The sequence below is a fragment of the Lentisalinibacter salinarum genome (assembly GCF_040706555.1).
GTDB lineage: Bacteria > Pseudomonadota > Gammaproteobacteria > Steroidobacterales > Woeseiaceae > Lentisalinibacter > Lentisalinibacter salinarum.
The window spans coordinates 778,572-797,428 of the sequence record NZ_JAPDRH010000002.1; the positions used below are offsets into that span (position 1 = coordinate 778,572).

Annotated in this window: 17 protein-coding genes; 10 read left to right on the forward strand and 7 right to left on the reverse strand. The window is 69.6% G+C overall.

The features are described 5' to 3' along the window. Complete coding sequence (locus ACJMKZ_RS06590; protein ID WP_405232392.1) at positions 1-1,434, forward strand: sodium/proline symporter; 1,434 nt, start codon at positions 1-3, stop codon at positions 1,432-1,434. Positions 1,435-1,485: 51 nt separating this feature from the next. On the opposite strand, the gene ACJMKZ_RS06595 is transcribed toward ACJMKZ_RS06590, so the two are convergent. From ACJMKZ_RS06595 to ACJMKZ_RS06620, 6 genes are all read right to left on the reverse strand, one after another. Beyond that, a complete protein-coding gene (locus tag ACJMKZ_RS06595) occupies positions 1,486-1,884 on the reverse strand; it encodes a hypothetical protein (RefSeq protein ID WP_405232393.1) in 399 nt (132 codons plus the stop codon). 195 nt (positions 1,885-2,079) lie between these two features. Beyond that, positions 2,080-2,607 carry a fasciclin domain-containing protein gene (locus tag ACJMKZ_RS06600; protein WP_405232394.1) on the reverse strand — a complete coding sequence of 176 codons (528 nt, stop codon included), beginning with the start codon at positions 2,605-2,607 and terminating at the stop codon, positions 2,080-2,082. Between the two features lie 108 nt (positions 2,608-2,715). Continuing rightward, positions 2,716-4,056 (reverse strand): DUF1501 domain-containing protein, encoded by a 1,341-nt coding sequence (locus tag ACJMKZ_RS06605; protein WP_405232395.1) that lies wholly within the window; start codon positions 4,054-4,056, stop codon positions 2,716-2,718. A 14-nt stretch (positions 4,057-4,070) separates the two neighbouring features. Further along, positions 4,071-5,705, reverse strand: a complete 1,635-nt coding sequence (locus ACJMKZ_RS06610; protein WP_405232396.1) for a DUF1800 domain-containing protein — start codon at positions 5,703-5,705, stop codon at positions 4,071-4,073. A 199-nt stretch (positions 5,706-5,904) separates the two neighbouring features. After that, positions 5,905-7,365, reverse strand: coding sequence for an amidase (locus ACJMKZ_RS06615; protein WP_405232397.1), 1,461 nt, complete (start codon positions 7,363-7,365; stop codon positions 5,905-5,907). A gap of 7 nt (positions 7,366-7,372) precedes the next feature. Further along, on the reverse strand, positions 7,373-7,807 hold the full coding sequence (locus tag ACJMKZ_RS06620) for a CBS domain-containing protein (protein WP_405232398.1): 435 nt from the start codon (positions 7,805-7,807) through the stop codon (positions 7,373-7,375). Positions 7,808-7,953: 146 nt separating this feature from the next. On the opposite strand from ACJMKZ_RS06620, the gene ACJMKZ_RS06625 reads away from it, so the two are divergent. Next, positions 7,954-9,522 (forward strand): AbgT family transporter, encoded by a 1,569-nt coding sequence (locus tag ACJMKZ_RS06625; protein WP_405232399.1) that lies wholly within the window; start codon positions 7,954-7,956, stop codon positions 9,520-9,522. Between the two features lie 208 nt (positions 9,523-9,730). Further along, complete coding sequence (locus tag ACJMKZ_RS06630; RefSeq protein ID WP_405232400.1) at positions 9,731-10,747, forward strand: Coenzyme F420 hydrogenase/dehydrogenase, beta subunit C-terminal domain; 1,017 nt, start codon at positions 9,731-9,733, stop codon at positions 10,745-10,747. Here the strand turns inward: ACJMKZ_RS06630 and ACJMKZ_RS06635 are convergent. Further along, a complete protein-coding gene (locus ACJMKZ_RS06635) occupies positions 10,693-12,543 on the reverse strand; it encodes a winged helix-turn-helix domain-containing protein (RefSeq protein ID WP_405233148.1) in 1,851 nt (616 codons plus the stop codon). The two genes, ACJMKZ_RS06630 and ACJMKZ_RS06635, sit on opposite strands and share 55 nt — an antisense overlap. A gap of 214 nt (positions 12,544-12,757) precedes the next feature. On the opposite strand from ACJMKZ_RS06635, the gene ACJMKZ_RS06640 reads away from it, so the two are divergent. The 7 genes from ACJMKZ_RS06640 (at position 12,758) to ACJMKZ_RS06670 (ending at position 18,668) form a co-directional block, all read left to right on the forward strand. Beyond that, positions 12,758-12,880 (forward strand): hypothetical protein, encoded by a 123-nt coding sequence (locus ACJMKZ_RS06640; RefSeq protein ID WP_405232401.1) that lies wholly within the window; start codon positions 12,758-12,760, stop codon positions 12,878-12,880. Between the two features lie 13 nt (positions 12,881-12,893). Continuing rightward, positions 12,894-13,049: a hypothetical protein gene (locus tag ACJMKZ_RS06645; RefSeq protein ID WP_405232402.1), complete on the forward strand. Its 156-nt coding sequence runs from the start codon at positions 12,894-12,896 to the stop codon at positions 13,047-13,049. A 16-nt stretch (positions 13,050-13,065) separates the two neighbouring features. Further along, on the forward strand, positions 13,066-13,851 hold the full coding sequence (locus tag ACJMKZ_RS06650; RefSeq protein WP_405232403.1) for a sterol desaturase family protein: 786 nt from the start codon (positions 13,066-13,068) through the stop codon (positions 13,849-13,851). 146 nt (positions 13,852-13,997) lie between these two features. Then, complete coding sequence (locus tag ACJMKZ_RS06655) at positions 13,998-14,669, forward strand: ABC transporter ATP-binding protein (RefSeq protein WP_405232404.1); 672 nt, start codon at positions 13,998-14,000, stop codon at positions 14,667-14,669. Further along, on the forward strand, positions 14,666-17,221 hold the full coding sequence (locus tag ACJMKZ_RS06660; RefSeq protein ID WP_405232405.1) for an FtsX-like permease family protein: 2,556 nt from the start codon (positions 14,666-14,668) through the stop codon (positions 17,219-17,221). The genes ACJMKZ_RS06655 and ACJMKZ_RS06660 overlap by 4 nt, the downstream gene beginning before the upstream one ends. A 2-nt stretch (positions 17,222-17,223) precedes the next feature. Further along, positions 17,224-18,384 (forward strand): lipocalin-like domain-containing protein, encoded by a 1,161-nt coding sequence (locus ACJMKZ_RS06665; RefSeq protein ID WP_405232406.1) that lies wholly within the window; start codon positions 17,224-17,226, stop codon positions 18,382-18,384. An 80-nt stretch (positions 18,385-18,464) separates the two neighbouring features. Further along, on the forward strand, positions 18,465-18,668 hold the full coding sequence (locus ACJMKZ_RS06670; protein WP_405232407.1) for a hypothetical protein: 204 nt from the start codon (positions 18,465-18,467) through the stop codon (positions 18,666-18,668). Positions 18,669-18,857: the final 189 nt, after the last annotated feature.

An 18,857-nucleotide genomic window follows, 5' to 3' on the forward strand; every position in this document is an offset into this window, starting at 1 on the left:
ATGCTGACCAGCTTCATCGCAGCCATGGCGGTCTTCGTGCTCATCGGGGTGGGCTCGGTGCTGCGCAGCCGCGGCACCAAGGACGATTATTACCTCGCCAGCCGTGACGTCTCGCCCGCCTTCGCGGGCCTGTCGGCGATCGCGACGAACAATTCCGGATTCATGTTCATCGGCCTCATGGGCTACACGTATGCGGCCGGCGTGGCGTCGCTATGGGTGATGGTCGGCTGGATCGTCGGCGACTTCCTGATGTCGCTGGTCATCCACCGGCGGCTGCGGGAATCCACGGAGAAGCACAATGAGGTGACCTTCGCCGGCGTACTCGCGCGCTGGCACGATACCGATTTCCGTATCCTGCGCATCGTGGTGGCGCTGCTGACGCTCGCCTTCCTGGGCGCCTACGCGGCCGCCCAGCTCACGGCCGGCGGCAAGGCGCTGCAGGCGATGTTCGGCTGGACGCCGAGCAGCGGCGCCATCCTGGTGGCGACCATGGTGGCCCTGTACTGCCTGGCCGGCGGTATCCGGGCTTCGATCTGGACCGACGTGGCCCAGTCGGTGGTCATGCTGTTCGCCATGAGCATCATGCTGGTCGTGGCACTGGTCAGCGTCGGCGGCGTGGGCGCCGCCGTGGAAGAACTCTCCACCGTTCCCGGTTTCCTCGCACCGTTCCCCGACGAACTCAAGCTGCCGGCGCCGAGCGGACCGGTCCTGTTCGTCGTCGGCTGGATGTTCGCGGGCATGAGCGTCATCGGCCAGCCCCACATCATGGTCCGGTTCATGGCGCTGGAGAGCGCCGGCAAGCTGCGCCGCACGCGCATGTACTACTACGGCTTCTTCACCGTGTTCTATACCTTCGCTGCCGGCGTCGGCCTGCTATCCCGCCTGCTGCTGCCCGACCTCGGCAGCATGGACCCCGAACTCGCGCTGCCCACCATGGCAATGGAGCTGCTGCCGGGGATCTTCGCCGGCATCGTGATCGCCGGTCTGTTTGCGGCCACCATCTCCACTGCCGACTCGCTGGTGCTCAGCTGCTCCTCGGCCCTCACCCACGACCTGCTGCCGCAGAAGATCGAGAAACCGCTGGAGCTGAAGGCAGGCACGCTGTTGATCGTCGTGCTGGCGCTCATCATCGCCCTGAACGGGACGCAGAGCGTGTTCGCGCTGGTGATATTCTCCTGGTCGGCGCTTGCCAGCGCGTTCGGGCCTCTGCTCTACGTCTACTCCCGCGGCCTGCGGGTGGCCGAGAGCCAGGCGTTACTGATGATCGGAGTGGGTGTCGCGGTGGCCATCGGCTGGCGCTGGCTCGGCTGGCACAACGACGTCTACGAGGGCATGCCCGGCATGCTCGCCGGCTGGCTCACCTACCACGCCACGCGGCCGATGCTCTCCCCGACCGGCGATACGGCGGACGCCAAGGCAAGCCAGGAAGCCTGACCCGCCAACAAGTTCAGAAACGCCCGAACCGGATGCCGGACACCTTTTTCCTTACAGTTTGAACTTGCCGCCACCCTGCAGACGGGGATCCGGCATGCCGCCGGCCCCTTCCGAGCCCGGCACCACGATGGAAGAAGCCGCATCCCGGCGCATCTCCTCCAGCCGCTTGATCGTATCCTCGGCCGCTTCCGCAGCGCCGGCGCCGAACTTCTGCGCCGCCTCGCCCAGGGAGCTCGCCTCGATCTCGAACGACAGCGGCAGCGCGCCCGCCGGCGTCAGCAGCTGGGTCTGCCCTACGTACTGCACGGCCCGGGAGCCGTCCTCCGCGCCCTCGGCAGTGACCGGAGTCATCCGCCGGATCGTCCCCACCCGCTGATCCGTGAAGACCTCCTCCCGATACAGGTCGTCGGCGGACATCTCCATCTCTTTCTCGTCGGGGCCCTCGGCCATGTCGCTCACCCTTTCTGGCTGTGAATCCGGAACGGAAGGCTAACAAGTTTGCGCCGCCTCGGCACCTGCGGCGCCCAAGGTGGAGCAAAAGTCGCCGCAAAAAAAACCGGCACGCCCTATCGGGAACGTGCCGGCCATCCGACCGTTTGCGGTCCGGCGCCGTCCATGGCACCGACCCGGTTCAGTTCGCCCGCCTCACTCGGGCAGGATCACCTGATCGATCACGTGGATCACACCATTACTGGCCGCGATATCCACGGCCGTGACCGTGGCGCCGTCCACCTTCACCATGCCGCCACTGGCGTCGATCGCGACCGACTGGCCGTTCACGGTAGTGGCGCTGTTCAGCTTGACGACATCGCCGGACGTCACCTTGCCGGGCACCACGTGGTAGGTGAGGATGGAGACCAGCTGCTCCTTGTTCTCCGGCTTCAGCAGGCTCTCCACCGTGCCCTCCGGCAGCGCGGCGAACGCCGCATCCGTCGGCGCGAACACCGTGAACGGACCGTCGCCTTTCAGCGTGCCCACCAGGCCCGCCGCATCCAGCGCGGCCGCCAGCGTGGTGAAGTCACCCGCGGCCACCGCGGTGTCCACGATGTCCTTCTCGGCCTTCTTCTCCATATTCTTGTGATGACCCGCGACCGCGGTGGTGGCCGCCGCCAGCAGCAGCAGTCCCATCGCCAGCACGGTGCGGATGTTGGAAGGGTTTGTCGTCCTTGTCATGTCGCTCTCTCCTCTGGGGTTGTCGTAAGACTCGCGACTGTTTTCGGGGCCCCGTGAATAACGGATGAGCGGCAGGATGGACAGAACTTCGACGCAGCCTCCGCCGTCTCACAGCAGGAAGCCGAGATCGCGCTGGATAAAGTTGTCGATGTGGGGCGCCACCTGGGCGAGGTCCGCGTCCGGTATGCCGAACCAGCGGGCGAGCGTCGCGGCGTACTGGTCCGCCGATACCGACGGGATCATGCGCCCGCCGCCGACATCCTCGGGCCCGTCGATCGCCAGCAGTGGATAGGTTCCATACAACTCCCGGCCTCTCACGGCATCGCCGACCACCAGCTGGTTGCCACCCCAGCCGTGATCCGTACCGTCACCGTTGGAGGTCAGCGTGCGGCCGAAATCCGACTGGGTGAACGTGGTGACGCTGTCGGCGACCCCGAGTTCCACCGTGGCCGCATGGAAGGCGGCGATCGCCTGGCTGACGCCGGCCAGCAGGCCCGGCTGCAGCTCCGCCTGATCGTCGTGGGTATCGAAGCCGCCGGCGGCCACGAAGAAGATCTGGCGTTCCATGGCGAGTTCGTCGCGCACGGCGATCAGCCGCGCCACGGTGCGCAGCTGCTCGCCCAGCTGGGAGGCCGGGAAGGCGGTGGCGAGCTCCGGCGCCCCGGCAATGGCGCCGCTGACCCGGTCCGCGGCGTCCACCGCCCGCTCCTGTACCTCGGCGAAACCGCGCTCGTAGACGGAACCGTAGTCGCCGCCGATGATGCGCTCGAAGGCCCGGCGCTGCTCCAGGAAGATGCCGCTGTCGCCGAAGCCCTCGAAGGGCACCGGGCCCTGCGGCCCCATCACGTAGGCCACCGTCTCGCCGGCCGACTGGAACAGAGTGTTGCCGAACAGCGAGGCGTTGGTGGCGAGCTGCTGCCCGGAGACCTCCAGGCGGATCAGGTCGGCGATGCGCCCGGCCCAGCCGGTCGCCGTCTGGTTCGCGCCCTTCAGCGAGTGCCACTGGTCCTGCTGGTCGTTGTGCGAGAACAGCTGGGGCGGCAGCACCGCCGAGCCGGCCTGGAACGCGGCCTTCGTCACCGGCTGGATCAGCGGACCCACGTTGGTCACGAACGCGGCCCGCCCGCTCTCGAACAGGCCCTGCACCTCGGGCATGGACGGATGCAACCCGTAGTCCGTGCCGTCGGAGGCCAGCGGCTGTATCGGCAGCAGATCTGCCTGTGCGATGGCCAGATTCTGGCGCGAGGCCGCATACACGCCGTACTCGGCGTCACTCGACGGCACCAGCATGTTGAACGAGTCGTTGCCGCCGAACAGGAATACGCAGACCAGCGCCCGGTAGTCGTCGAACGGGCCGGGCGCGGCGGCCACGCGCAGGCCGGGGCAGGCGGCCAGCGCGGCACCGGCGCCGCCGAGCTTCAGGAAGTCGCGTCGATTGATGATTGCCATGATGTGCTTCCCCCTCAGCGCTGGTACGCGTATTCGGGCGACGAGGCCACGAGGTAGATCGCCTCGGCCGCCCGGGCTACCGGGTCGCCGGCCGGGATGCGTTCCACCATCCCGACCGCCTCCTCCGAGAGCAGCGGAGAGATCTCGCCCGCCAGCAGCTTGTCCGCCACCCGGGCCACCAGCGCCTCCGCGTCACCGGCCAGTGCCACCTCCTCGCCGATGTCGATGAACACGTCGTCCGGACGCAGGTCCGGGTTCTCGGAATGGTTCACGAACGCCTGCGCCAGCATCAGGTTGGTGACGAGGGTGTTCTGGTACTCGGTGGCGATCTGCAGCTCCGGCGCCACCAGTCCACGGTCACGGATCTCGCCGGGCGGCGCGTAGAACGGGCTGTAGAAGTTGAACACGGAGGGCGACTGCAGCGGTCCCTGGCCCAGCAGGATGTAGGCGAAGCCGAACGGGAAGGCCCCGCTCTCACTGCGGGCGTCGTAGGCGCGCCAGAGCTGGGTCAGGCGCAGCAGCGGCTCTTTCAGCTTGCCGTCGGTGTCCAGCGCGTCGTCCGGCCGCGCCCCCGGGTCGAGCAGGATCGCCCGCACCACCGCCGCGAGGTCGCCTCGCACCCCGGCACCGTTATCGTTGAACGTCTCGGCCACCCGGCGCACGTAGGCCGGCGACGGATTGCTGGTGGTCAGGCGCTCGATCAGCCGTGTGGCGAGAAACGGCCCCACATTCGGGTGCTCGAAGATGTTGTCCAGCGCCGCGCGCAGGTCTTCCTCGCCGGACCGCCCGGCCGGCAGCTCGATGCCGTCGAGCAGCTGCTTCGGGCCGGTGTCGTGGAACGCCTCGTACAGCGCCATCGGCTGCGTCTGGTTGACGGGAGTGATGCGCGCCTGCTCGAAGCTCGGTGCGCCGGCGAAGTGCCAGCCCGTGTAGACGTGGGCGAATCCCTCGATGACGGACTGGTCGTAGGTGGGAATCGGCTGGCCGGCGCCGTCGGTCTTCACCGTGCCGTCCACGTTCAGCTCGACGAGACCGATGGTGAACAGCTGCATGAGTTCGCGGGCGTAGTTCTCGTCCGGGCGAATGTTCAGCGCCGGGTTCGGCTTCTCGTTGCCGAGCATGCTGAGATAGATGCCCATGGCCGGATGCAGCGTGACGGCTTCCATCAGGTCGCGGAAATTGCCGAAGGCTTGTTCGGCCAGGGTGTCGTAGTAGCCCGCCAGCGCCCAGGGGGCGCCCTCGAGCGCGCCGAGCTGGGAGACGACCATGATCTGGGACAGCGCGAACGCCACCCGCTGGCGCAGCTGATCCTCGCCGTCCACCGCGTTGCGGAACCACACGTCCACCCGGTCCGGCTGCAGCTGCCCGGGGAAGTCGGGCCGCGGCAACGAGCGCAGATAGGGCAGTTGCAGCGAGGCCGGCGCGTTCATCTGGTCGTCGATCCAGGCCTCGATGCCGCTCCCGACCACCGCGTCGGCCCCGGCCTCGGTGGCACCGAAGGTCGCCTGGTTAAGGAAGCGGAACGCCTCGGTCTTGCTGACCGTCGTCGGCGGCGGCGGCGGCGGAGACGGAGGCGGCTCCGAACCGCCCCCGGAGGAACCCCCGCCGCCGCAGGCGGTGAGCGCCAGCGACGCCGCCAGAAGGAGCACGGCCCTCGAGCCCGATGCGTATGCCCGTAACCCTCTCGTCATCCTGCTACCCCGCGTCCCTTCTGATCGGCACGAGCAACTACAACGTTTTCGCGCCGGCCGGGTTGACAAGCACCTTGCCCGCCGCCGGTCAGGAAAGCCGTGACCCACGCCACATCCCGCGCCGCTACCCGACCGCGGGCCGGCGGCGGCCGCTCGCTCAGGCCGGGCCGTAACCCGGAGGCGGTGTGAAACCGCCGAGCAGCCGGTACAGGCGGTCGGCCAGATCCAGGCAGGTGCGGTCCTCGAGGAAAGGGCCGATGATCTGCAGCCCCACCGGCAGGCCGTCTTCCGCGACCCCAACGGGGATGACCGTCGCCGGCAGGAACGAGGCACCGGCGAGGCCCATCCAGCTGAACTGCTCCTGGTAATTCCGCGGCTCGCCGTTCACCGTAATGGTGCGCCGGCTCATCGGTTCGGAATGATCGTGGGGGATGGCCGTCGTCGGCAGCACGGGCGCCAGCACGGCGTCCCGGTCACGGAAGAACTCGTGCCAGCGCGCCCTGAGCTGCAGGCGTCGCTCGTTAGCCGACAGCCAGTCCCGGTGCCGCTGTGAGGTGAACCGCGCCGCCAGCGCACGGCCCTCCCCGGCCTCGGCAGCCTTCGCCGCCATCGCCTCGATTTCGTCCCGGCTGAAGCCGCCGGAAAGCGCCGCATTCAGCAGCTGGTTGAACACCGTAACCGCCTTGTCGAAGGTGAACGCCGGCCGTACCTCGTAGTCCACCCGGGCGCCGGCATCCGCCAGCGCATCGGCCGCCGCGCCGAGCAGGCCGCGGACCGGGGCGTCCACCGGCGCCGACGGCTCGTCGAACCAGACCGCCACCCGGTAGTCGGCAAGATCCGGGTGGCGCGGCGGCTGCAGCTCGAGCGACCAGGCCTTCGCATACCAGTCGTTCGGACCCGCCAGGACGTCGAGCGCGAGCTCGAGGTCCGCCACGTCCCGAGCCAGGGGCCCCACGACGGCGATATCCGCCTCGGTCAGCGTGCCCGGCGGACCGGGAATCTGGCCCCGCCCCGGCACGATACCGAAGCTCGGCTTGTGGCCGGTGACGCCGCAGCAGGACGCAGGCCCTCGGATGGAGCCGCCGATGTCGCTGCCGAGCTCCAGCGGCGTGAATCCCGCGGCCAGCGCCCCGGCCGCGCCGCCCGAGGAACCGCCCACGGTGCGGCTCGTATCCCAGGGGTTGTTGCTCTGGCCGAAGACCGCGTTGTAGCTCTGCACGTCCGCCGCGTAGAGCGGCAGGTTGGTCTTGCCGGCGATCACCGCCCCCGCGTCGCGCAGGCGCGCCACGGCAGCCGCGTCGTGCTCCGGTACGAACTCCGCGAGCTCCGGCGCACCGGAGGTGGTGCGAAGCCCGGCGGTCTGGAAGGAGTCCTTGATGGTCATGGCGACGCCGTGCAGCGGGCCTCGCCAGCGGCCGCGCGCGGCCTCCCGGTCGGCCTCGTCGGCTGCGCGCCGCGCGCGCTCGTCGTCCCGGGTGACGACCAGGTTCAGCGGCCCGTCCAGGCGGTCGATGCGGGCCAGCATCGCCTCCAGGTGGTCGCGGCTGGTGAGCTCGCCGGCGCGGATGGCCGCCGCGGCCTCCCGCGCACTCATCCAGGCTATGCGCGCCTCGTCCACGGCGGGCTCAGAACTGGCCTGCGATATAGCTCTGCAGCTGCTCGATGGTGTGCTCCTGATCCGCGATCTTCGCCTTCACCAGGTCGCCGATCGAGACCAGGCCCACGACCCCGCTGGCGTCGCGCACCGGCAGATGCCGTATACGCTTGTCGGTCATCAGCGCCAGGCACTCGTCCACGGAGCGCTCCGGCGCCACGCACACCACCTGCGTGGTCATGATCTCGCTCACCGGCAGCTCCCTCGAAGAGCGGCCGGCCAGCACCACTTTCCTGGCGTAATCGCGCTCGGTGAAGATACCGGCAAGGCGGCCGTCGTCCAGCACGACGACGGCGCCGACGTCCTTCGCGGCCATCATCTCCAGGCTCTCCAGCACCGTCGCGCGCGGCGACACCGACCACAGCACGCCGCCCTTGTGCTTCAGGATATCGCTGACCTGCGCCATGGTTGGCTTCCTCCCCCTGTCGTTGACAGCTCAGAAACTACCACAGTCCCCTGCACGGGTGCGTCGCGGCGGGCCGCCGCGCTTTTGCCCTCGTCCGGCCCTTGGCCTATGCTGCCGGGAATTTTTCCACAGACGAGGGAGCGAGCATGGCACCGTCGGACGGCACGCCCGCCACCAACACGGGCATACTCGGCTGGATCGAGCGCACCGGCAACCGCCTGCCCGATCCGGTATTCATTTTCCTGTACCTGATCGCCGGACTGATCCTGTTCAGCGTCTTCGCGGCCTGGGTGGACATGTCCGCCCTGCACCCCACCGAAAAGGGCGCCGACGGCATGCCGCTGGTGCTCACGGCGGAGAGCCTGCTCTCGGCCGACAACATCCGGCGGCTGTGGGTGGAGATGCCGACAACATTCACCCATTTCCATCCGCTGGGCTACGTGCTGGTGGTCATGCTGGGCGCCGGCATCGCCGAGCGCTCCGGGCTGTTCGCCTCGGCGATGCACGCCGGCGTACGCAACGCGCCCCGTTTCCTGCTGACGCCGGTGGTCGCGCTGGTGGCCATGCTGGGCAACCTGGCCGCCGATGCCGCCTACGTGGTGCTGATCCCGCTGGCCGGCGTGCTCTATGCCGCAGCCGGCCGGCATCCCATCGCCGGCATCACGGCGTCGTTCGCCGGCGTCTCCGGCGGCTTCTCGGCCAACCTGCTGCCGGGTCAGCTGGATGCCCTGCTGTTCGGCATCACCGAGGCCGCGGCCGAGAGCATCGTGCCGGCGTGGGATGCCAACATCGCCGGCAACTGGTACTTCATCGCCGCCATGACGTTCTTGTTCCTGCCGGTTATCTGGTACGTCACCGACCGCATCATCGAGCCGCGGCTCGGCACCTACACGCCCGAGGGCGAGGCGGCCAAGTCCATCCACGAAGACAAACCGCTGACGCCCGAGGAGCGCCGTGGCCTGAAATGGGCCGGGCTGGCGGTGCTCGGCGTCGTGGCTCTCTGGATCTTCTTCACCATAGGACCGGGCACGCCGCTGATCGACGAGACGGCTGACGAAACCGCCCGACTGTCGCCTTTCTATAAGTCTCTCGTGGCCGCTTTCTTCATCCTGTTCCTCGCCGCGGGCTGGGCGTACGGATCCGCTGCCGGCACCGTTAAGGGCCACCGGGACATCGTCACCATGATGTCCGAGTCCATGGCGGACCTGGCCTACTACCTGGTGCTCGCCTTCGCCGCGGCCCACTTCGTGGCCATGTTCAACTGGTCGAACCTCGGCCTCATCTTCGCGGTTCAGGGCGCGGGTGCCATCGAGTCGTCGAACCTGCCGATGCCGGTACTCCTGGCGTTGCTGGTGCTGTTCGCCGGCGGCATCAACCTGCTCGTGGGCTCCGCCAGCGCCAAGTGGGCCCTGCTCGCGCCGGTGATGATACCGATGATGATGCTGCTCGGCGTGAGCCCCGAGATGACAACCGCCGCGTATCGGGTGGGCGACAGCGCCACCAACATCATCACGCCGCTGATGGTCTACTTCCCGCTGATCCTGACCTTCTGCCAGCGCTGGAAACCGGATTTCGGCATCGGCAGCCTGATGGCCGCCATGATCCCGTATTCCATCTGGCTGATGGTCGGCGGTCTGGTGATGACGATGATCTGGGTGGGACTGGGCCTGCCGCTGGGTCCGGGGGCCTCGGTGGGCTATCAGCTCCCCGGCTGACACCGGCATTGCCGCGCCGCCGTTCGGCGCGGCGGCGCCGCGGGACCTGTGCACCGACTGCGGCATCTCGCGGACGGCCGAACCCAAGCGCTGCGGCCGTGCCTGCCAGTTCATAAAGCCCGATTACCCGGGGCTCGAGCGGCAGGTACACGGCCGAGCCCGTGACCCGGCGCGGCCCGACGAGCTGCACTTCGGCCCCTTCCGCCGGATGCTGCGGGCCCGGCTCGCAGAGTCGCGGGAAGGTGCCCAATGGACCGGCATCACCACGCGCATCGGCGAGCGGCTGCTCGAGGACGGGCTGGTGGATGCCGTGCTCACCATGGGGCCCGACCCGCAGGACCGCTGGAAGCCCGTGCCCGTGCTGGTCACCGACTCGCGGCAGATGGCCGCCTGCCGCGGCATGCGCATGGGCTACGCGCCCCTCCTGGCGCTGCTCGAGCCCGCCGTCGAGGCCGGGCATCGGCGCATCGCAGTGATCGGCATCCCGTGCCAGGTCTACGCCCTGCGGGCACTGGAACGGGAGCTGGGGCTCGAGCGCCTGTACGTGATCGGCACGCCCTGCTCCGACAACACCACCACCGAGCGCTTCCACCGGTTTCTGGCGTTGCTGTCCGACGAACCCGAGACCATCGAGTACCTGGAGTTCCGCGCCGACTTCCACGTGGAGCTGCGCTACACCGACGGCCGCCGCCGCGAGATCCGGTTCCTGAAACTGCCTATCTCAAAACTGCCCTCGGACTTCTTCCCGCTGACCTGCCGCACCTGCGTCGACTACACCAACGTGCTGGCCGACATCACCGTCGGCTACATGGGCGGCGAGGGCGAGCAGTGGCTGCTGGTGCGCAACCACCGCGGCGAGGAACTGCTGGGACTGCTGGGCACGGAGGTCGTGACGAGCGAGCCCGGCAGCGCGGGCAGGCGGAAGAGCCATGTCGAAGGCTTCCTGAAGAACACGGAACGCGCCGCCGGCGGATTGCCGGTGCGGGGCATGCCGGACTGGCTCCGGCCGCTGGTCGGCTGGCTCATGCCGCGCATCGGCCCGCGGGGTCTGGAGTTCGCCCGCGCCCGGGTGGAGATGAAAGCGGTGGAGACGGTGCTGCACCTGGCGCGTCAGGCACCGCGGCGCATGCGCCACATGGTGCCGGCGCACGTGTGGAGGCTGGTCGCGCCCTACGGACTCACGCGGGACGGTTCGAAGCCCATGCGCGACAACAGCTCACGGTAGCGGGGGTCGCCTCGCAGCGGCTCGAGGAGCGGGTCGACTTTCAGGTCCGTCATACCCGGGTCGCGCGCCTCCCACGCCCGCTCGAGCCAGCGGAAGGCGAGGTCGGTCTCGCCCAGCCAGGCGTAGACTTCCCCGATCTGGTACGGCGCGGTGACCGCATGGTCCCGCTCCAGGATCGACACGGCCGCCAGTGCCTGCTCTCTCTCGCCGCGAGCCTCCGCGATCAGCGCATCGGCCACCGGCCCCAGTATGGGATTCGGCTCCACCCGGCTCCCGGCCAGCGCGACGTTGCCGCGCTCGAGGTCGATCTGGACCCGTAGCAGACCGGCGCGGGGATAGCCGGGCACCAGTTCCTCGGCGCGGTCGAGCGCGTGTTCGGCACCCTCGAGATCGCCGGCGGTATAACGGAAATAGGCGAGGTTGTAATAGGGACTGGCACGCAACGGGTCGCGCTCGGTTGCCATGGCGGCGAGCCTCACCGCCCGATCGAACTCCCCCAGGTGGAAGTTCAGCGCGGCGTTGGCCATCAGCACGAAGCCGTCACCGGGGGCCAGCTCCAGGGCCCGCTCCAGGGAGCGCCGGGCTTCCTCCCAGTTCCAGTCGTAATAGAGGTGCATCCAGCCCAGCAGCAGGTGCGCTTCCGCCAGGTCGGGCGCGAGCTCCAGGGCCCGCCGCGCGTGAGTGCCGCCGCGCCCGTAGCCCTCGTCTGCCGGGATCGCGCCGATATCGGCAAGTCGCATCCAGGCCCCGGCAAGAGCCGAGTATGCCGGCGCGAATGCGCGATCGGCCGCCACCGCCTCCTCGAGGTAACGGATGGCTTCGCGCAAACCTGGCTCGTCCCGCGCCGTCTCGAACAGGTAGCGCCCGTGCAGGTAGGCGATATAGGCATCCCCCTCAGGCGCCCGGGGTGAAGGCACCGCGCTGCCGGCGGACAGCTTCACGCTGAGCTGGCTGGCGATGGCCCTGGCGATCTCCGTCTGCAACAAAAAGGTGTCGCCGATACGCCGATCGTAGGTCTGCGCCCACAGGTTGTACCCACTGGCCACGTCCACCAGCTGCACGTTCACGCGGATGCGGTCGCGGTCCCGCCGGATGCTGCCGTCGAGCACCGCATCCACCTGCAGGCTGTCCCTGATGGCCGCGAGATCGTCGGCACGGTCGCGGAATTCGAAAGCCGAATGGCGGGCCACGACCCGCAGCTCGCCGATGGTGGACAGCGTGGTCAGTATCTCCTGGGCGAGACCGTCACCAAAGTACACATCCGCCTCTGCGCCGCCCTGCACGGCGAACGGCAGCACGGCGATGGAGCCGCGCGTCGCGGAGCCGTCGCCGCTGCCGCTGCGCCAGAACACGAACGCCGCGGCCCCGAGCACCAGCAGCACGCCGGCCGCCAGCATCCAGGTGCGCCGTCCGGCGTCCCCGCCGGCCGCAACCGTTGCCGGGGATGAAGCGTCGGTCCCGGCCATCTGCGGCGCGGCCGATTCGGCGACCTCCGCCACCAGCCGGTAGCCCCGTTTCGGAATGGTCTCCACATAGCGATAACTGCCGCGGCGGTCGCCGAGCGCGCGCCGCAACTCGCCGATGGTGGCGGTGAGCGGCTCGTCGGTCACCGCCGTGCGCCCCCAGACCTCGCCCAGGATGGTATCGCGCTCCACCACCTCGCCGGGGCTCGCGGCCAGCAGGCACAGCACGTCCATGGCCTTCGGGCGAAGGCGTTCCGATCTCCCGTCGCGGACGATGCGGCCTTCGAGAGGGAATACCTCCCAGTCGCCGACGATGAACGGCTGCCTCAGCATCACGCTGCTTCTCTCCCGTGGTTCCCGCCAATTCTAGACCGCGGCAGCGGGCCCGAGACACATCCCGGCGCATCTCTGCACGCACCTGCGGACAAATTTCGGTTTTTCTTCGGAATTAAAGCGCTTCTATTTCAGTTAGTTAGCGCGCGGCCTCCCCATCATTCGCTTCGTCGGCAGCGCGGTTGCCGCCGACCAGCGACGAGGAGGAAACGTCATGAAGACACGCAAGCAATGGCAGGAACGCGCGATATCCCAGGCCGTCGGCTGGCTCGTGCTGGCTGCACTGGTCACCGCCTACGGCTACAGCGTCGCGCAGTTCGCCGGCGTGGCGGGCTGAAGCGGAGCCATCCGTGGATACGCCCCGCCACCCGAAGCAATCCCGCCCCGGCCGCAAGCGCACCGCTGGCGGCCGGGGCGAGGAGATGGAACCGGCAGTGATTGCGCTGCTGGTGTTGTACGGCCTGGCCATCCTGTGCGCGAACGCCGCACTGATGGCGGGCCTCTGAGAGAGAGGAAAAAGAGATGATCGAAATACTGGGCATTATCGGCCTCGCCTTCATCCCCGCCTTCATGGCGCTGGACCTGGTCTACGAGGCTCGCGAGTTCGAGGCACCGCGCTGGTACCGGCTGCGCATGTTCGCCGCCACCGTCGCCGTGCTCGGTGGTTCCATCGCCGTCACCGCGTTCTGGGGCACCGTGTTCGAGGGCGTGAGCCTGCTGGACGGTTCGGTGCTCGGCACCTGGGGCGGCGTGGCGGCGGGGATTCTGGTCTACGAGCTGATCCATTACGCGTATCACCGCTCGGCGCACCGCTTCGACTGGCTGTGGCTGGCCGGACACCAGGTGCACCACAGCGCGGAGAAGATCGACGCCTTCGGGGCCAACTACCTGCACCCGATCGACCTGTTCTTCTTCACGACGTGGAGTTCGCTGGTGTTCTTCCCGCTGCTGGGGCTCACGCCGGAGGCGGGCGCCATCTGCGCGACCTGGCTCGCCTTCAACGCGATGTTCCAGCACGCGAACATCAGGACACCGCACTGGCTCGGCTACCTGATCCAGCGGCCGGAGAGTCACCTGGTGCATCACGCCCGCGGCCGGCACGAGTTCAACTACGCCAACCTTCCGCTGTGGGACATGGTGTTCGGCACGTTCCGTAATCCGCGCAGCGTGGAAGGAATGGAAGCCGGTTTCTGGAACGGGGCGTCGACCCGCATCCTGGACATGCTGCGTTTCCGTGACGTGTCCAAGGCGCCGGCGGCGACCGTGGCCGATGAGCCGGAAACCCGTCCGCTGCAGGAAGCCGCGTGAATCCACCCCGCCCCGCGTAGGGGCCCTTGCCCGGGCACTGCGACCCTGCGGTGCCCGGGCCTTTTTTTGCCCGGTTTTCTGCGCAGCGGCTGAACAGCCCCCGCCCCGGCGCCACAGCGGAGGCGAGCTGTGGAACAATGCGCGCCATGCGCATCACCCTCGAACAGGTCAGCAAGCACTACCGGGCAGGCGAACACCGCCAGACCGTGCTCGACGGCGTCAGCGCCGAATTCGCCAGCGGCCGCTTTGTCGCGCTGCTGGGACGCAGCGGCTCGGGCAAGTCCACGCTGCTGAACCTGATCGCCGGTTTCGACGAACCCAGCGCCGGCCGCATCCGCATCGGCGACCAACCGGTGAGCGGCGTGGCGGACCGGGAGCGCACGCTGTTCCGCCGCCGTCATCTCGGCTTCGTGTTTCAGTTCTTCAACCTGCTGCCGACGCTGACCGCGGGCGAGAACGTCCGCCTGCCGCTGGAGCTGCTCGACGTGCCGGCGGCCGAGGGCCGGGAACGAGCGGAAGCGGCGCTGGCCGGCGTGGGCATGGAGGGCTTCCGCGACCGCTTCCCGGAGGAGCTGTCCGGCGGCGAGCAGCAGCGGGTGGCCATCGCCCGGGCGCTGATCCACGAGCCCGCCATCGTGCTGGCCGACGAGCCCACCGGCAACCTGGACCTGTCCACGGCGCAGCAGGTGGTCGAACTCCTCGATGACGCCTGCCGGCGCCAGGGCACCACGCTGATCATGGCCACCCACAGCACCGAGGTCATCGGCTACGCCGACGAGGTCTACGAGGTGCGCGAGGGCGGCCTGGAGCGCCAGTGACCAGCCTCCGGCGCCAGTCCGCCATCCGCTTCTACCTGCGCCACCCCGGCCAGCTGGCGCTCGCCGTCGCCGGCATCGCGCTGGGCGTCGCCGTGGTGGTGGCCATCGACCTCGCCAATGCCGCCTCGCTGCGGGCGTTCGAGCTCTCCCGGGAGCTCACCTCGAACCGGGCCAGCCATTACGTGGAGGCGGCGGGCGGCGCGCTGGACGAGTCGGTCTACACCCGGATCAAGACCGGCGTCGGGCTCGACCTCGCCGCTCCGGTGGTGGAAGGCCGGGTGCTGCTGCCCGCGCACGGGGATCGCTCGGTGCGTCTGCTGGGCGTCGATCCGGTCGCGGAACTCGCCTTCGACGATGCCCTGCAGCTGGTCCAGCGAGGGGTCCGGCGCCAGGCCGACGACGGCGGGCTGGACATACGGCCACTGATCGCCGAGCCGGGCGCGGTCCTGCTGCCGAAGGCGTTCGCCGCCTCTCTCGGGCTCGCCGCGGGGGACGAATTCACCGTCACGGCCAGGGACGTGGCCCACCAGCTGCGCGTCCGCGGCATCGTCGTGCTGGAGGCCGGCCGCGGCTCCGGCGAATCGGGGCCCGTCATCGCCGACATCAGCACCGCCCAGGAGGTGCTGGGCCGGGTGGGCGAACTGAGCCGCATCGAACTGGCCCTGCCCGGGGACACGCCTGAGGACATGGCGGAGCGTGTGGCCGACGCCCTGCCGCCGGGCGCGACGCTGGTCCCGGCCGGCTCCAGCGACGACGTCACGGGCGAGATGCTCCGCGCCTTCCGCATCAACCTGACCGCGCTCAGCCTGCTGGCTCTGGTGGTGGGCATGCTGTTGATTTACGCCACCATGTCGTTCGCGGTGGTGCGCCGTCGCCGGAGCCTCGGCACGCTGCGCGCCCTCGGCGCCACCCGGGGCGACGTGGCCGGCGATGTGCTGGCGGAGAGCCTCGTGCTCGGGCTGGTCGCCACCGCCGCAGGCCTCGCGCTCGGCTGGGCACTGTCCCGGTCGCTCACCGACCTGGTGCTGGCCACCATCAACGACCTCTACTTCACCGCCCGGGTCAGCCCGGACGGGATCGCCTGGTTTCCCTTCGTCAAGGCGGGCGTGCTCGGGGTCGGCGCGACGGTGATCGCCGCGCTGCGCCCGGCGATGGAGGCGGCCGGCGAGCCGCCGCGCGCCGCCATGACCGAGATCGCCCGGGAGCGCAGCATGCAGCAGCGCTTCAGGGCCGGTCCCGCCGTGGCGGTCGTCGCCTTCCTGGGGGCGGCGGCGCTGATCGCCTGGCCAGGCGCCGGGCTGGTGCCGGCCTTCGCCGGGCTGTTCCTGGTGCTGGCGGGCTATGCGCTGCTGGTGCCGCCGGCCACCGGACGACTGCTGGCCGGCGGCCAGGCGGCAGGCGGCCGGCGCCTCGGTCTGCCGGTCAGGATGGCCATACGGGGCGCGGCAGCCTCGCTGTCGCGCACCGGCCTCGCGGTCACGGCGCTGGCGGTGGCCGTGGCCACCGTGGTAGGCATCGGCGTCATGATCGACAGTTTCCGGGGCAGCGTCACCCGCTGGCTGGACGAGTCGCTCATCGCCGATTACTACCTGATCACCGAGGGCGCCGGCGAGCAGGGCTTCACCCGGGCGGAGATCGAGCGGCTGGCCGCCATCGACGGCGTGGCCGGCACCAGCCTGTCGCGCACCATCACCCTGCCGACGGCGGAAGGTGACGTGGCGGTGCGCGCCGCGAAGGCCGGGCCGCGCGGCTACGGCGAGACACTGGTCGCGGGCGACCCGGAGACCGCCTTCGCGGCGATGGAGGCGGGCGAAGGCATCCTCCTGGCCGAGGCGTTCGCCGGCCTGCGGGGACTCGAAGCGGGCGACACGCTGACCCTGCCGACGGCGCAGGGACAACGCGCGTTCGCCGTACTCGGTGTCTTCCGCGACTATCGCACCGCCGGCAGCTCGGCCATGCTGCCCTACGACGTGGCGGCCGACCTGTGGGGCTACAGGAAGCCCTACGGTGTCGGCATCTACCGGGAACCCGACGCGGACCGACAGGTCATCGAGCAGGCGCTCGGCGCCTTCGCGGCCGAGCGCGGCGACGTGAGCCTTGCGGCCAACGAGGATATCCGCAAGGTCACCCTGAACGTGTTCGACCGCACCTTCGAGATCACCGGCGTGCTGCGCCTGCTGGCCGGCATCATCGCCTTCTTCGGCATCCTGAGTGCCCTGCTGGCCCTGCAGCTCGAGCGGAACCGGGAAGTGGCGACGCTGCGCGCCATCGGCTATACCCGCGGCCAGACCGGGGCCAACTCGCTGGCTCAAACCACACTGCTGGGCCTGGTTTCGGGACTGCTCGCGCTGCCCCTCGGCGTGGCGCTGGCCGCGCTGCTGATCTACGTCATCAACCAGCGTTCCTTCGGCTGGACCATGGGCTTCGTGGTGGCGCCGGGGCAGCTCGTCACCGGCATCGTGCTCGCGGTGGCAGCCGCCTTCCTCGCCGGGCTCTATCCGGCCCGACGGCTGGCCGGCCAGCCCATCGCGGCCAACCTGCGCGGGGAATGAACATGGCGGCAGCGCGTCACATCGCCCTCGTCCTCGCCGCGGCGCTGCTGGCGGGCGGCTGCGACTCCTCGCCCACCGAACACGCGGCCGATGACAGCTCGAATGTCACCACGTTCCTCGGCAGCGCGGAGGACGACGCCCGTTTTGCCCGCGCGGATGCGCCCCGGGAGTTCCGTTTCCCGGAAGACCACGGCGCCCATCCCGATTACCGCACCGAGTGGTGGTACCTCACCGGCAACCTGGAGACCGCGGCGGGCCGGCATTTCGGCTTCCAGATGACCTTCTTCCGTTTCGGCATCGACGCCGCGCCGCCCGAGCGGCCTTCGGCTTGGGCCACCGACCAGCTCTGGATGGCGCACTTCGCGGTGACCGACACCGAAGCCGGCGAATTCCATGCCGACGAGAAGTTCGAGCGCCAGGCGCTCGGACTGGCGGGCGCCGAGACGGCGCCGTTCCGTGTCTGGCTCGACGACTGGGAACTCGCGAGCGCCGGCGACGCCGACGGGTTCCCGCTGCGCCTCGTGGCCGACGGCGGCGGCTTCGCGCTGGATCTGGGCATCGACGAAGGCAAGCCGCTGGTGCTGCAGGGCGAGGACGGGCTCGACCCGAAGGGCCCGGAGCCGGGCAATGCCTCCTATTACTATTCCTTCACCCGACTGCCCGCCGAGGGCCGACTGCGCATCGGGGATACCGAACACGCCGTCGACGGTCTCGTGTGGATCGACCGGGAATGGAGCACCAGCGTGCTCGGCCCCGGCGTGGAGGGCTGGAACTGGTTCGCCATCCAGCTCGACGACGGGTACGACCTCATGTATTACCGCCTGCGGCAGACCGATGGCGGCACCGCGCCCTATTCCGGCGGCATCCTGGTGGATCCGGACGGCGGAGTCGCCGCCCGCTACGGCGCCGACCAGGCACGGCTGGAGGCGACCGGCTACTGGACGAGCCCGGAGACGGGGGTCCGCTATACGGTGGCCTGGCGCCTGCAGGTGCCCCACCTGGGCATCGACCTCGCCGTAACCCCGCGCATGCCCGGGCAGGAACTCGATCTCTCCGTGCGCTACTGGGAAGGCGCCATCACCGTCGACGGCGAACGTGACGGCACCCCGGTCACTGGCGTAGGGTATGCGGAACACGCCGGCGTCTCTGCTCGGGGGGAGTAAGCGCCGGCGACAGGAGGGGAAACGACCGAACCGGGACCCAGTTCACAGGCTGTGGGCGACACCCGGCGTAGGTTGACGTAATGACTGTCGGCAAAGCCATGACCGTCGTATGCTGCCTCGCCCTGGCGGGCTGTGCGGGCGGGAACGCCTGGACGCACGCCACCACGGCGAGGACGGCCGCCGCCTGTCCCAGCGGCACCGTGAAGTACTGCGAGAGCCTGTTCGAGAAGCCGGGCTCCGGCCCGCGCGGCTGCGGCTGCGCGGAGATGCCGGGCGGCCGCTGAGCGGCGACGACGAGGGGGAGAGAGACCGCCGGATGCGGCGGTCACGGGGTTCTGCGGCCGGCCTCCACGCCCGCTTCGGCCATGCTCACGAAGCGCGGCGCCTGATTTGTGCCGTCCCGTCGCCGACGTTATCGTAACGATCCCGACAGGTGCCGCGGCCATCCGGCCGCCGCCCGAACGCATCCGCAC